A 13,132-nucleotide genomic window follows, 5' to 3' on the forward strand; every position below is an offset into this window, starting at 1 on the left:
TTTCAGCGTTTTTATAAAAATGGTCTATTATTTTTCCATCACTAGTGGCCTACTATTTTCTCAGCACGTGGTCTACTTTTTTATTGACATTCGCAATTAAGGCGAGCCTTTTCTTTGTTTTGAGCTAGCTTATAAATAAGGGAAGTAAAAGCTTTATTTCCAAGCATATTCATTGATGTTTCATCAAAAATAAGAACGACTCCTAAATTTCCGGAAATGATACTTTGTAAGGCATTTGATGTACCGTTAAAGGATTGAATTAATCCATTATGGGTAATACTTGGGCTCCCAAACACAGAAGCAGCAACAACAGCAGCTGTTGTTTTACCTGTTGTTGAATTTCCCACGATATTCAACAATAAAGAATCACTCTCTGCTATTTCCGTCACGTTTAATAACCCAACAATCGGCGCTGCAAAACTTGCTGCCAAAATCAATTCCATAGGTGTATGTCCGATAACGTGTTGATTAATTGCATCAATCCAATCTTTATAGGAACCCTTTGGTGCTATTTGAAGAGGTCCTTTATACTCGGAAAAAGGAGCCTGCCCCTGTTGGAGTGCTTGACTAAGGCGGAAAATCAACTGACCATCATGAATATGCCACCCTAATTTACTATGAGTGTACGTCTTAGGTGCCATCTTTTCATGTTTATCAATGAAATCAAAAACAATATCTGCTTTCTTTCCGCCAACATCCATCCCTAAATTAAGGAATGTTTTTAGGTCAGATTTCACTAACTTCCCTCTTTCAATTGTAGCCTTCTCCCACTTACCAAAAGAGAAATATCTTAGATCTAGGCTAACATCCCCGGTCTCCATGCTTTTTACAATGGAATCTACCAATGTAGCATATCCCACTTCCACTTCAACAAATTTGCCTTCTTTATTTTTTATTTCCTTAAAAAGCTTATTCCCCCTAACGATGAAATTGCCTACCCTCGTGTACTTCTCATTAGAAGAAGGTTTCCCTTCTAAGTTTGAGTTAGGTGATATTTCCTCAAACTCATCTTCATCAAAGAATTCCTCAGAAAATTGATTCAACTCATTCTGATCCAATAGCTATTCCTCCCATGTTGTACTAAATCACCCTTTGCACACAGGATGATTTAGTACATTTATTTTTTAGATCTAGTTGATAACACTATCCTGTCACGCTCTCCTAATGGATTCGATATTGCTATATGTAAAATCACCTTCGACCACTTTATTTTTAATCGTAGCGATAACTTTTTCCCCGACCATTCCTGCAACATCAACATTTCCATCTTCAAAAGAAATATCAAATTCCTTCATTACCTCAATAAACCTGCTATTCTCAGCTTGGGAGACAATGGGTTTAAACAGAAGATAGGTTGAATGTCCTTTCTCAGAAGAGAATTTCACTTTGATACTAAGAATATTCAAATCCAACCTCTTTCCTGTATTTTTACTTTCTCTCATTTCTTTTATAAAACCAGCTTCAACGATCTCCCCTGGTTTGTCTCCTTCAGCAACATTGGCATAAACATGACCTAAATTAAAGGTAGTAGAAAGAGAAGTAGAAACAATTTCATTAGCATCTTTTTTCTTAAGCATGGTGGTTCCCCCTTAGTAAATTATTAAATTGATACTTGTGCATTAGATTATTTCACTTTTATAATGGCAACCTTCTTATGGTTATTTGTAACGTACCGGACGTCAACTAGAGTAATAGATACCCTATCACTGAAATCTAACCCAAACCGATTCGTTATTTCTTGAACAAGATCCGCGGAATAAACAACCCCTTTCACCCCATATTTTTTAGGGCGAAAATAGTGATCATTATTTGGTAGGTCTTCCCCAACAGCAATTTCATGATCATGGAAAGATATTTGTACAGCCTCCGGCTCTTCAAGCTCTTCCATTAACTCCTTGGAGAATGTAATTCTTTTTCCATTCTTCTTAGAGTTAACGATCGTAATTATGCCTGATCCTGCAACCCTAGAGTTCGTTCCATTGCTAGCTGATGAAAAGAACCGACTAAGATTCGTCTCTACCTCTTTCTCCGAATCTAAATTTCCCTCCAAACTGTTTTCATTCACTTCTTCTAATTGGCTTGTAATCATCTTTCTCAACCCTCCTGGTTATTACCAACCGTTTATTGTGCTTCTCGCTTACACGTTTGAGATTATCAGATACCAATTAATCTGTAATTGGATGCCAATTTATGAAAACATTCCTGCATCGTTCGGAGCCCTGAAAATCCTACAAATCTTAGGCAAAAAAAAAAGTAATATCATTTTTTGATATTACTTTACTAAGCTTACTTCTGATATTTCTTTTAATTTTTGTATCAGCAAGTGATCTAAGAGGTGAATTTCGGGATCAACACCTTTTTCTATTTTCTCTAATTTGTCCTTTATTCTTTTCTTAGCGTATTTTTGAACCTGTTCTTCGGTGGGTTCACCTTTTCTCTTCTCTTTATGCTCTTGACGCTTCTCTGCTATGAATGATTCTTTTATTAAATTAAGCCCTTCTCTTTCTAACTCTTTAAAATGACTTTCCCATTTTTTAAGAAAGGAAATTCCCTTGTCAGTTGACATCATATAAAATAAGAGTTCTAGTTTCTCATCCAATTGATTTATGGAATCAAATGTAATTTGTATATCATACATCTGCTGTACTCTATCATCCTCAGCTAACTCCACCCTTAACGGATCGGGTAAATTGGCAATGTCCTTTAACAGATATCGTTGGTATTGGCTCACCTGTCTTAAAGTTACGTTAATCTTTTTGGTATTTTTATGGTCCATGGGGTGTAACCCTTTATTTTTCATGAGAAGCAGTAAGAGATCCTTTTCCCTCTCTGAAAACTGGTATTCCTCAGATCTTCTTACGCTTAGTCCCTTTTTGAATTTAATACCAAAGTCCTTACTCAACCCATGGATAAACTCATTAGCCCTGCCTTTAAAAGTAGTTCCATCTAATTTTTTCGCCATATTCTCTAGGTCTTTTATTGTATAGTAATCCTTCTTCAAAAGCCTTTCCCCCACTGGTTTTTATTAAGAGTACACTTTTCTCATTTCGATAATCAACCTAAAAATATAGTTGTTAAATAAATTAGTAGCCCATTCCCCTTTTGGAGAATAGGCTTGATTTCTTACTTCTTTATCATTGCATCAGGAAAGTATCTTGTTAGATACTCAAAAACGGCATTATTGAAAAGTGCGGTTAGGCTGTCAATTTCACCACTATTTTTTAGATTTTGAGTAATCCTATGTAAATCATTCTCTAGGTAATTTGTAAACCTTTTGTGGGTGTTTTCAAACCGAAGGGACTTTTGTGGCGGCTTTCTTTCCACATTCTGAAACTGCTTAGAATCCATTAATGGGTAATTAGATTCTTGCATATGGGGAAGATTAATATTGGTATCTTTAGTGGGATTAACATTCTCTTTTCTTATAATTTTCCTTCTTACATTTTCATCACTATTCTTAGCAATCTTTTGATCCAACCCAATTTCCTTCAATACTTTACGTTTCAAATCACTTTTTCTTACTGCTTTCCTCGGTACTATCTTGGAATCTTCCATATTTACCACTCCATTTTCACCCTATATTTACATAAACATCTAAGTATTTGTTTACATACATATAGATGAAAACATATCGTAGAAATCCCCCAGTTCCCCCAGGAGATTTCTTATAAGAGATCTTTTTGGGAGGTTGGAAAACAAACTTACTTTCAACAAAAAAAATAGTGAATGAGTTTTTTGGTTTAGAATTAGTCTGTTTTCCAAACCCTTTGTTTAGGCTTTCTCTTACCCAAAAAATGTTGGGGGAGCTGGGGGAAGTTTGTGGTGGGAGCTTTTTGCAATTGGAGAATGTCCTTTATCTTGGTATGAATATTCATTTTACAGCATTTCTAAAAAAATTAGCGTTAAGTTTTATTAAGTAAACGTTATATATTTCGATCAATTGGGAAGTAAAGTGAAGTGCCGGAAATGTACCTGGTTATGTGGTCATCATATTATAAAAAAACAGTGAAACCAGGATTCATTCCCCAAAAAGGGGATCTCGTAGACATATACCAACTCAATACTAAAGAACCTTAAGTTACGATGGTAATATCACCGAACGGGGTTCTAATTACAATTCTGATATTCGTTTTTGGTGTTTCCATGAGCCACCTCCTTTTAAATATTAATACAATTATTACCAATTCTGTTGCCTTTTAACCCTTCATTATTTACTTTAGGATTTATCTCCCTACATTCACCTTTTGCATTGATCCTAATTTTATATTTTTTAACATTCATCCATAGATGATCCCTGCCTACCTAAGAGAGCTATTACTCCAAGATTAGGCAGGGATCATGATTCCTAGTAATCTTCAGGGAAAAGCAGAATTACATGGTCATCCTGATCCATTACCCACACTTTTCTTTGTATTGGCTTACTCGTTTTTAATGCTACATAGACAACTCTTTCTCTCTTCGGCTCTTCCTGCCTTTGTGTGAGCCATTGTTGATCGTCCTCGATATAGAAATCAAATATCTGTAAATAATCCGTTAGCTGCTTATGATTTTCATGAATGTATTGAATGATGAATTGCCTATGTTCTTGACTCAATTCATCTAACACGGTTCTTGTCATGTACGTTGGTTTTTCTACCTCAAACAAGTTTTGCCTCCCCCTTACTCTGCATGATCATTCAACCACTGCTCAGATTTTTCATCATGAATACCAGCTAAGGTATAGAGCAATTGGAACTCATGGTCAAATCGTTTGGCTATTCGGTAATAATCAATGTTATTTTCCGTTAGCTTTTCAATGTACTCTATATGGAGAAGATCACCAACAGAATTACTTACATCATCGTCTACTTCTAGGAGAACAAATGCTTGCTGAGATGGTAAACGGTATGACAAATCATCTTTATCTACTCCTTCCGCTTCCAGTACATCTAAGAAATCTTGCTCGATTACCTTGATCAGATCCATAGGAACCGTGTTTATTGCCTTTAGATATTCAATGTCATTTTGTGTTTGGATGACAATCATCGTTTCTTCTCTCCTTTGTTTTCGTTTATAAAATGAAAAAAGCCATTCATGCTGTGATTGCATCAATGGCTTCATCTTTTGATAATATTGATGATGGATTTCATTTTGCAGTAAGGACACAGGCAATTACACATACAAGGGTAAACCTTCACTATATCGCTCCTTTGATCAATTGTTTTTAATCATTTTTTGTAAGTTCCTTTACTATTTCGCTTGCAACAGCCACAACTACTGTAACAATTACTTTCTGCCACACCTTAGTGTCATCTCCTCTTTATGCATTTCTACTTTGTCCAAACCATTGATGGTTTGGTATACCCTTTCACCATCTTTCAAACAAACTAAATAGAGTGGATCATAGGTATCTGCTGCCAAAGCAACTCCTACAATCCACTCGTACTCATCATTGATTGAATATATATTAAACTGTATGGGGTTTGGCAAATAGGTTAGTATTTCTTGTGGGATTAGATTTTCGTCTACTTCTTCATGATATAAAAGTACCGCTTCCTCTCCTACCGCATTTATTTCAACTGCCACATCGAATTTCCCTTTCATAAAATCTATAAATTCCCTAATACTAAACATGGCGTGATTCCTTTCAAGTAATATTTTATTGGTTTCCAATACGGCTATTGATGATACGGTACTAATCTCCATCGATGTTTCAGAGCAGGATACAGAGGATGGAAACCTTTCCGACCAGAACTTGCTTCTATTTGAAGGATGTTTGCTTTCTTGTCTAGCAACATGGCTAAAATCATGTTTAATCGTTCAACGGCTTTCTTATTTGTTTCTACTCCTTTTCCAACCGCAATAATGACATCATCTACCCTTGTGATAGCTTCTTGAATGCATTTCAAATTTTCAATAACAGATTCTTTCTTTTCAACTCCTTTAATCGATGGAAATAAGTTTACAATCTCTGCAACACCGTATTCCAATTTAGAAAGATTATTAATGACGTACATCGTTGTTTGGTCTTGGACGACTTCATCTGCTTGACCTGCATTTTTCATGATGACAAGTGCTTTTTTCTTATCCTTGTCCCACTCTTTCCTAATAAGATACTTGTTTTTCATTTCGTCATCATAAGTGACTTCTGTTTTTATCGTGCTTTTCGTTGTTATCACTATTTTTTACTCCTTTCAGATATAGCCTTTTTCTTTTAATGAAGTGAATGTATCATCTCCTACGATTATGTGGTCAAGAATATCTATTCCAATGATCTTCCCAGCTTCAATCAATCTCTTAGTGACTTCGATATCTTCATGGCTAGGGTCGGTCTTACCTGAGGGATGATTGTGTCCCAAAATGATTGAAGCTGCATTCGATAGTATAGCGGATTTCATGACCTCCCTCGGATGAACGATGCTTGAATTCAGGCTACCTATATGACAAATATTGAGGGATAGTGGTTGGTTCTTGGTATCTAGCGAAACTACGATAAAATGCTCCCGATCTGCATCTTCCAAAAATTGTTTTAATAATAAGTATCCGTCTTCTGGGGATCTTACTGATCGTTCTTTGTAAAGCAAACTTGATTCTCTTACTAATCTTAATGAGACAATATTCACTCGTTTTGCTGATGACATATTAATACCTCCCTTTTTTGTATTCAAGGTAATAATATATATTCACCTTTCAATTCAAAACGGGTACTGAACGATACTCTATACATGTGTTTGTTAAACAAGTTTATTTGCAAACAATTTGTGGAATTTTTTATAAAAAAGTGAAACCAGCCTATTTAATTTTAAGTATAATAAAGGCAGATGAGTTTAGGAGGTTTCCAGCATGGCTTACCAACCTGAAGCAGAGCTTGAAAAAAAATTACATACCCAACTTGTCAATCAAGGTTACAAAGCGGTTAAGATTGCCGATTATGACGCGTTGTTAGCCAATTTTAAGCAGCAACTCAATCTATTCAATGAACATAAACTCAATGGACGACCCATAACAGATATAGAATTTAAAAGAATTCTTACGTTAATTGAGGGCAAAAGCATCTATGAATCAGCGAAAATCTTACGTGATAAGCTATTGATCGAAAGAGAAGATGGTACGCAATTATATGTGGAGTTACTCAATACTAAAGAATGGTGCAAAAACCTTTTTCAAGTCACGACACAAACAACGGTGTCTGGAAAATATACCAATCGCTATGATGTGACGATCCTAATTAACGGTTTACCACTCGTTCAAATTGAATTGAAACGAAGAGGACTCGACTTTAAAGAAGCCTTCAACCAAATTCAGCGTTATCGTCGACATACGTTCCCTGGTTTGTATCGTTTCCTACAAATCTTTATCGTTAGTAACGGTGTCGATACCAAATACTTTTCCAACTCCGATTATGACATTCAATTTGGTTTCACTTTCTTCTGGACGGATGAAAATAATGAACTGATTACAAATCTACAAGATTTTGCTAGTGCATTCTTAAAGACTTGTCATATCGCCAAAATTCTTAGTCGCTATATGGTCATTAATGATACAGATAAAGCATTAATGGTCATGCGACCATACCAAGCCTATGCTGTTGAAGCACTTGTACAGCGTGCAACCGAAACAAATAACAATGGTTTCATTTGGCATACAACGGGGTCTGGGAAAACATTAACCTCTTTTAAAGCTGGTCAAATCCTTGCTGACGAAGAAAGCATTAAAAAGGTATTTTTTCTTGTTGACCGACAAGATTTAGATAGTCAAACCATTTCAGAATTTAACAAGTTCCAAAAAGGCTCTGTCGACCGTACAGATGAAACGTCGATACTGATTGATCAAATCAAAGATCCTATGAAGCGTTTTATCGTGACAACGATTCAGAAGATGAACCATGCGATTAAGAGTCCCAAGTATGCCAAAATCATGGAACCTTATAAACAAGAGCATGTGGTCTTCATTATTGATGAATGTCACCGTAGCCAATTTGGGGATATGCGAAAACAAATCGATCGTCACTTCAAAAATGCTCAATACTTTGGATTTACAGGTACACCTCGTTTTGTAGAAAACAAAAGCCAAGATGGACGTACCACAGCCGACCTATTTGGAAAATGCCTACATCATTACTTGATTAAAGATGCGATTCGTGATGGGAATGTTCTCGGCTTTTCAGTGGAATACATTCGCACCTTCAATGCACATATTGATGAAAATGATCAAACCAAAATACAGGCTATCGATACAGATGAAGTATGGCATGATGAAAGACGCTTAAACCTTGTTGCCGACCATATTTTAAATAACCATGGTAGTCGTTCAAAAAGTAAAGGTTACTGTGCAATGTTTGCCGTGGATTCGATTCCAACCCTAATGAAGTACTACGATATTTTTAAGCAAAAGAACCATGATCTTAAAATTGCCGGCATTTATTCATATGGTCAAAACGAGGAAAGTGATGGTACAGAAGAGCATTCTCGTGAAGCATTAGATCGTATGATTAGTGACTATAACAAAATGTACGATACCGATTTTTCAACAGATTCATGGGATCGTTACTTCTCGGATGTATCAAAAAAAGTGAAGAACGCACAAATTGATATTTTATTGGTTGTGAGAATGTTCTTAACAGGTTTTGATAGTAAACCACTGAATACGTTATATGTGGATAAAAACATGGTTTATCATGACTTACTACAAGCTTATAGTCGTACTAACCGTGTAGAGAAAGCAACGAAGCCTTACGGAAATATTGTTTGCTACCGAAATTTAAAAGACAATACTGATGATGCGATCAAGCTATTCTCTAGAACCGATAATGTGAATACTGTATTAATGGGAAGTTATGATGAATACCTAAAAGCTTTTAGAGAAGCAGTAAAAAAATTAAGAGAAATTGCTGTCATCCCAGAAGAAGTGGATGAACTAGAACGGGAAGAAGACAAACGTCATTTCATCATCGCATTCAAAAATGTCACGAAGTTGCTTCAACGTTTACAGTCATTTTCTGACTTTGAATTCGATGAATCCGAACTAAAGATTTCACAGCAATCATATGAAGATTACAAGAGCAAGTACTTCAAAGTATACGAAGATTTTAAGCGAAGAGAAGTTCCGAAAGAGTCAATATTACATGATATTGACTTTGAGTTAGAGCTGATGCATACAGACCGAATCAATGTGGGTTATATCTTAAATTTGATTGCGAATCTATCCACTGAGGATAAGGAGTCAAGAGATAGAGAAATTCGCTTTATTAAACAAGAGTTAGACCATGCGTCCGATCCAAAGTTACGTTTAAAAATAGAATTAATTAAGAACTTCCTAGACAAAGTTGCACCCGCTCTACAATCAAACGAATCCGTCATAGACGCATATAATCGCTACGAAGCAGAAATGAGCGAGCAAGAGCTAACCAAATTTGCTCAAGAGGTAGAGATTGAGGATACCGTATTACGTGAACAAGTCGCAACCTATGAATACTCAACCTTAATAGATAAAGGTTCAATAATGGATTCTTTATCTGGTACATTTCTGAAAAAGAATAAAGCAATCAAAGCCATAACGACATTTATCCATGAGTTTGCTGAAAAATATGGTGCTTAATTGAGAGAGCTTCTGCTCTCTTTATTTTTGTTATTTTTAAAAAGAACAAAAATATTCACCGGAAATGTTGTTATTTTTAAAAATAGCATTTATACTTAGGTTAAGACCCAATGGAGGTGAAAATGTGAAGCTAGGCGATTGTACACAGCTCATACAAGGAGTGTCTGTGAATCGTTTTGAAACATGCGACTTAAATGAGGACAGTCTATCGGTTCGACTACTCACATTGAAAGAATTTAACGAGACACTTGGTTTAAGCTATCGAATGTCACAGGAAAGAAGTACAGAAGTGGTTATTCGGAAAGACAAGCTAACCGCTGACCTTCTTACAGATACGACTAGTCTAATATGGCATACGCTAACCCAAAAGGTCGCCTATTTACCTGCCATACATAGTGGTTTACTTATATCCAATAATTTCATTAAAGTCCAATTCACAGATCCAGTAGATCTTTGGTTTTTGGAATGGTATCTTAATGAACACCCGACTATTCAAAAACAAATTGCTTCATTTTCAGAAGGAAGTGTCATTTCGTCACTCAAACTCTCCCATTTGAAGGATATCGGACTGGTATTACCTTCTCTAGAAAAGCAGCAATTCCTTGGGAAAATTGCTCAATTAAAAAAACGTAAGATAATGCTGATGAAAGAAAAAATGGAGCTACAACAACAATACCTTGACCAATCATTAATCCATACTATTGAATTATTAAATACCAGGAGGAACAAGCATGACAACAAGTGAAAAGCAGCGTCAACAACAAGCTGAATTACATAAAAAATTATGGGCTATGGCTAACGATTTACGTGGACAAATGGAAGCCTACGAGTTTAAAGACTACATTTTAGGGTTGATTTTCTACCGTTACTTATCCGAAAAAGTAGAAGATCGTGCGAATACCTTATTAAAAGAGGATAATATAACGTTTGCAGAAGCATGGGAAAAAGAAGAATATCGTGAGGATTTATCATCATACTTAATTGATGAATTAGGATACGTAATCGAGCCAAAATACTTATTCTCTTATTTTCTAGCTGAAATTGAAAAAGGCTCAAAAGGTAATTTCGACGTGGAGCTTCTTCAAAACGGCGTCAAAGCCATTGAAGCATCAACCTTAGGAGCTGACAGTCAAGAAGATTTTCAAAACTTATTTGATGATATGGACTTAACATCCTCCAAATTAGGGCGAACTGTAAGTGATCGTTCAAAATTAATTGCTAAAGTAATTGTCAACATTGCTGAAATACCCTTCCTACAAGACGACGTAGAAATCGACATCTTAGGTGATGCTTATGAATATATGATTTCTCAATTTGCGGCTAATGCTGGGAAAAAAGCTGGGGAATTCTATACGCCCCAACAAGTATCTAAAATCTTAGCAAAAGTCGTTACAGCTGGAAAAACAGAAATTCGTGACGTATATGATGGTGCATGTGGATCAGGTTCATTACTATTACGTGTAGGTAAAGAAGCAAAAGTATACAAATACTATGGTCAAGAAAAGGTTTCAACGACGTACAACTTAGCTCGAATGAACATGTTACTACATGGCATCCCCTATCAACGCTTTGATATTAAAAATGCTGATACCATAGAAGAACCTCAACATCTAGAGCAACGCTTTGAAGCAATCGTTGCTAACCCTCCATACAGTGCGAAATGGAGTGCAGACGAAAAATTTACCGAAGATGAACGCTTTAGTGCTTATGCGAAACTAGCTCCAAAATCAAAAGCAGATTTTGCATTCATTCAACACTTTATTCATCAGTTGGATGACAGCGGTACGATGGCTGTAGTATTACCACATGGCGTACTATTCCGTGGAGCAGCTGAAGAAGCGATTCGAAAATACTTAATCGAAGAAAAAAACTATTTAGATGCAGTAATTGGTTTACCAGCTAACATCTTCTATGGTACAAGCATCCCTACTTGTATCTTAGTATTCAAAAAATGTCGTAAACATGATGACAATGTTCTTTTCATTGATGCTTCCAATGAATTCGAAAAAGGTAAAAATCAAAACCTTTTATCGGATGAACATGTAGATAAAATTATTACAACGTATTTAAGTCGTGAGACCATCAACAAATATTCATACCCAGCAACACTTGATGAAATCAAAGAGAACGATTATAACCTAAATATTCCTCGTTACGTGGATACTTTTGAAGAAGAAGCAGTAATTGATTTAAAAGCTGTAACGAAACGTTTAAAAGAGATTGATGAAGAAATTTCAAAAGTAGATAAAGAATTAGAAAAGTACTTTAAAGAGTTAGGGGTGTAAGTTATGAATGCTCCTAAGTTGAGATTCAAGGATTTTAATGATGAGTGGAAAATGACTCTTCTTAGCAATTTAATGTCATTTAGTAATGGTATCAACTCCGATAAAGATAATTATGGTCATGGTCGTAAATTTATTAATGTATTAGACATCTTAAATAATAATTCGATAAGATATGACGATATTATTGGTTCTGTATCTGTTTCTCAAAAGGTTCAGGACTCTAACAAAGTTGAATATGGAGATTTGTTATTTCTTCGTAGTTCTGAGACTAGAGAAGATGTTGGTAAAAGCTCGGTTTATTTAGATAAAAATGATTTCGCTCTATTCGGTGGGTTTGTAATTCGCGGTAAAAAACAAGGAGAGTACCATCCATACTTTCTAAAGCTTAATTTAGAATCTCCTAGAATTCGTCATCAAATTGGCTCTAAAGCAGGAGGGAGTACACGTTTTAACGTTAGTCAGTCAATTTTAAGCTCTATTGAAGTTTCTATGGCTTCTCAAAATGAACAACAAAAAATTGCAGAGTTCATGGATCATTTTGATCAGAAAACCAAACTACAACAAGAAAAAATCGAGTTGCTGAAAGAACAGAAAAAAGGTTATATGAAGAAGGTCTTTAGTCAGGAATTAAGGTTTAAAGATGCTAATGAACAAGATTATCCTGAATGGAAAAAAATAAAGCTAGGAAAGTTAACTAAAAAGACTGGTAAAAAAAATTCAGAAGGTATTAAATATCAAGTTGCAGCCATTAGTAACAAGAAAGGATTTACATTAGAAGGAGAAAGAAATTATTCAAATGCCGATGTTGATATAAAAGAATATAAGTTAGTCCATAAAGATGAATTTGCTTATAATCCCGCTCGTATAAACGTTGGATCTTTTGGCTTTCAAAATGTGGCAGACATAGCGATAGTCAGTTCCCTATATGTAATTTTCAGAACATTACCCACATTATCAAATGCATATTTAAAAGCTTATATGCACTCTGGTTATTTTAATCGAGACGTTATTAAAAATACGGAAGGCAGTGTTCGTGAATATTTATTCTACGAAAATTTTTCAAACATTAAAATTCCCTTTCCTTGTTTAGAAGAGCAAGAAAAAATAGCTACATTTTTATTGAAATTAGATTCCAAAATTCAATTAGAAGAACAAAAATTAGAATCACTTCAAGAACAAAAGAACTGGTTCATGCAACAAATGTTCATCTAATTATCCAAACAACAAAACAGCACCTCTCCTATTTTTCAAAGGAGGTGCTGTACTACTTT

At 35.3% G+C, this 13,132-nt stretch carries 15 protein-coding genes; 5 read left to right on the plus strand and 10 right to left on the minus strand.

Annotated elements, in window-relative coordinates; translation table 11 throughout:
• Positions 1-80 precede the first annotated feature (80 nt).
• The 5 genes from J2Z37_RS11130 to J2Z37_RS11150 form a co-directional block, all read right to left on the minus strand.
• Complete coding sequence (locus J2Z37_RS11130) at positions 81-1,058, minus strand: DUF927 domain-containing protein (RefSeq protein ID WP_209810345.1); 978 nt, start codon at positions 1,056-1,058, stop codon at positions 81-83.
• A 93-nt stretch (positions 1,059-1,151) separates the two neighbouring features.
• Complete coding sequence (locus J2Z37_RS11135; RefSeq protein ID WP_209810346.1) at positions 1,152-1,577, minus strand: hypothetical protein; 426 nt, start codon at positions 1,575-1,577, stop codon at positions 1,152-1,154.
• A gap of 47 nt (positions 1,578-1,624) precedes the next feature.
• Complete coding sequence (locus J2Z37_RS11140) at positions 1,625-2,089, minus strand: hypothetical protein (RefSeq protein ID WP_209810347.1); 465 nt, start codon at positions 2,087-2,089, stop codon at positions 1,625-1,627.
• Between the two features lie 183 nt (positions 2,090-2,272).
• Positions 2,273-3,001: a hypothetical protein gene (locus tag J2Z37_RS11145; RefSeq protein WP_209810348.1), complete on the minus strand. Its 729-nt coding sequence runs from the start codon at positions 2,999-3,001 to the stop codon at positions 2,273-2,275.
• Positions 3,002-3,123: 122 nt separating this feature from the next.
• On the minus strand, positions 3,124-3,555 hold the full coding sequence (locus J2Z37_RS11150; protein WP_209810349.1) for a hypothetical protein: 432 nt from the start codon (positions 3,553-3,555) through the stop codon (positions 3,124-3,126).
• Between the two features lie 125 nt (positions 3,556-3,680).
• Here J2Z37_RS11150 and J2Z37_RS11155 point away from each other — a divergent pair, with 125 nt between their 5' ends.
• The gene (locus J2Z37_RS11155; RefSeq protein WP_209810350.1) at positions 3,681-3,920 is read left to right on the plus strand and encodes a hypothetical protein; all 240 of its coding nucleotides are present in this window, start codon (positions 3,681-3,683) and stop codon (positions 3,918-3,920) included.
• Between the two features lie 425 nt (positions 3,921-4,345).
• Here the strand turns inward: J2Z37_RS11155 and J2Z37_RS11160 are convergent, their stop codons facing one another.
• The 5 genes from J2Z37_RS11160 to radC all read right to left on the minus strand — a co-directional run bounded on the left by J2Z37_RS11160 (position 4,346) and on the right by radC (position 6,620).
• Complete coding sequence (locus J2Z37_RS11160; protein ID WP_209810351.1) at positions 4,346-4,645, minus strand: DUF960 family protein; 300 nt, start codon at positions 4,643-4,645, stop codon at positions 4,346-4,348.
• 14 nt (positions 4,646-4,659) lie between these two features.
• The gene (locus J2Z37_RS11165) at positions 4,660-5,151 is read right to left on the minus strand and encodes a hypothetical protein (protein WP_209810352.1); all 492 of its coding nucleotides are present in this window, start codon (positions 5,149-5,151) and stop codon (positions 4,660-4,662) included.
• Between the two features lie 114 nt (positions 5,152-5,265).
• On the minus strand, positions 5,266-5,685 hold the full coding sequence (locus tag J2Z37_RS11170; RefSeq protein WP_209810353.1) for a hypothetical protein: 420 nt from the start codon (positions 5,683-5,685) through the stop codon (positions 5,266-5,268).
• On the minus strand, positions 5,658-6,158 hold the full coding sequence (locus J2Z37_RS11175; protein WP_209810354.1) for a DUF1643 domain-containing protein: 501 nt from the start codon (positions 6,156-6,158) through the stop codon (positions 5,658-5,660). The genes J2Z37_RS11170 and J2Z37_RS11175 overlap by 28 nt, the downstream gene beginning before the upstream one ends.
• A gap of 15 nt (positions 6,159-6,173) precedes the next feature.
• Entirely contained in the window at positions 6,174-6,620 is a 447-nt protein-coding gene (radC, locus tag J2Z37_RS11180; protein ID WP_209810355.1) for a RadC family protein, read from the minus strand.
• Positions 6,621-6,822: 202 nt separating this feature from the next.
• Here radC and J2Z37_RS11185 point away from each other — a divergent pair, with 202 nt between their 5' ends.
• The 4 genes from J2Z37_RS11185 (at position 6,823) to J2Z37_RS11200 (ending at position 13,073) form a co-directional block, all read left to right on the plus strand.
• Positions 6,823-9,576, plus strand: a complete 2,754-nt coding sequence (locus J2Z37_RS11185; RefSeq protein ID WP_209810356.1) for a type I restriction endonuclease subunit R — start codon at positions 6,823-6,825, stop codon at positions 9,574-9,576.
• Between the two features lie 124 nt (positions 9,577-9,700).
• The gene (locus tag J2Z37_RS11190) at positions 9,701-10,321 is read left to right on the plus strand and encodes a restriction endonuclease subunit S domain-containing protein (RefSeq protein ID WP_209810357.1); all 621 of its coding nucleotides are present in this window, start codon (positions 9,701-9,703) and stop codon (positions 10,319-10,321) included.
• Positions 10,308-11,861 carry a type I restriction-modification system subunit M gene (locus tag J2Z37_RS11195; RefSeq protein WP_209810358.1) on the plus strand — a complete coding sequence of 518 codons (1,554 nt, stop codon included), beginning with the start codon at positions 10,308-10,310 and terminating at the stop codon, positions 11,859-11,861. Before J2Z37_RS11190 ends, J2Z37_RS11195 begins: the two co-directional genes overlap by 14 nt.
• A 3-nt stretch (positions 11,862-11,864) precedes the next feature.
• Positions 11,865-13,073, plus strand: a complete 1,209-nt coding sequence (locus tag J2Z37_RS11200; protein WP_209810359.1) for a restriction endonuclease subunit S — start codon at positions 11,865-11,867, stop codon at positions 13,071-13,073.
• Positions 13,074-13,132 lie beyond the last annotated feature (59 nt).

The organism is Ammoniphilus resinae (genome assembly GCF_017873965.1).
Lineage (GTDB): Bacteria > Bacillota > Bacilli > Aneurinibacillales > RAOX-1 > Ammoniphilus_A > Ammoniphilus_A resinae.

Bases quoted from the DNA above. Each gene is read 5' to 3' on its own strand.
- J2Z37_RS11135 (WP_209810346.1), bottom strand. From the start codon at position 1,577: ATGCTTAAGAAAAAAGATGCTAATGAAATTGTTTCTACTTCTCTTTCT.
- J2Z37_RS11140 (WP_209810347.1), bottom strand. From the start codon at position 2,089: ATGATTACAAGCCAATTAGAAGAAGTGAATGAAAACAGTTTGGAGGGA.
- J2Z37_RS11150 (WP_209810349.1), bottom strand. From the start codon at position 3,555: ATGGAAGATTCCAAGATAGTACCGAGGAAAGCAGTAAGAAAAAGTGAT.
- J2Z37_RS11170 (WP_209810353.1), bottom strand. From the start codon at position 5,685: ATGGAGATTAGTACCGTATCATCAATAGCCGTATTGGAAACCAATAAA.
- radC (WP_209810355.1), bottom strand. From the start codon at position 6,620: ATGTCATCAGCAAAACGAGTGAATATTGTCTCATTAAGATTAGTAAGA.
- J2Z37_RS11185 (WP_209810356.1), top strand. From the start codon at position 6,823: ATGGCTTACCAACCTGAAGCAGAGCTTGAAAAAAAATTACATACCCAA.
- J2Z37_RS11195 (WP_209810358.1), top strand. From the start codon at position 10,308: ATGACAACAAGTGAAAAGCAGCGTCAACAACAAGCTGAATTACATAAA.
- J2Z37_RS11200 (WP_209810359.1), top strand. From the start codon at position 11,865: ATGAATGCTCCTAAGTTGAGATTCAAGGATTTTAATGATGAGTGGAAA.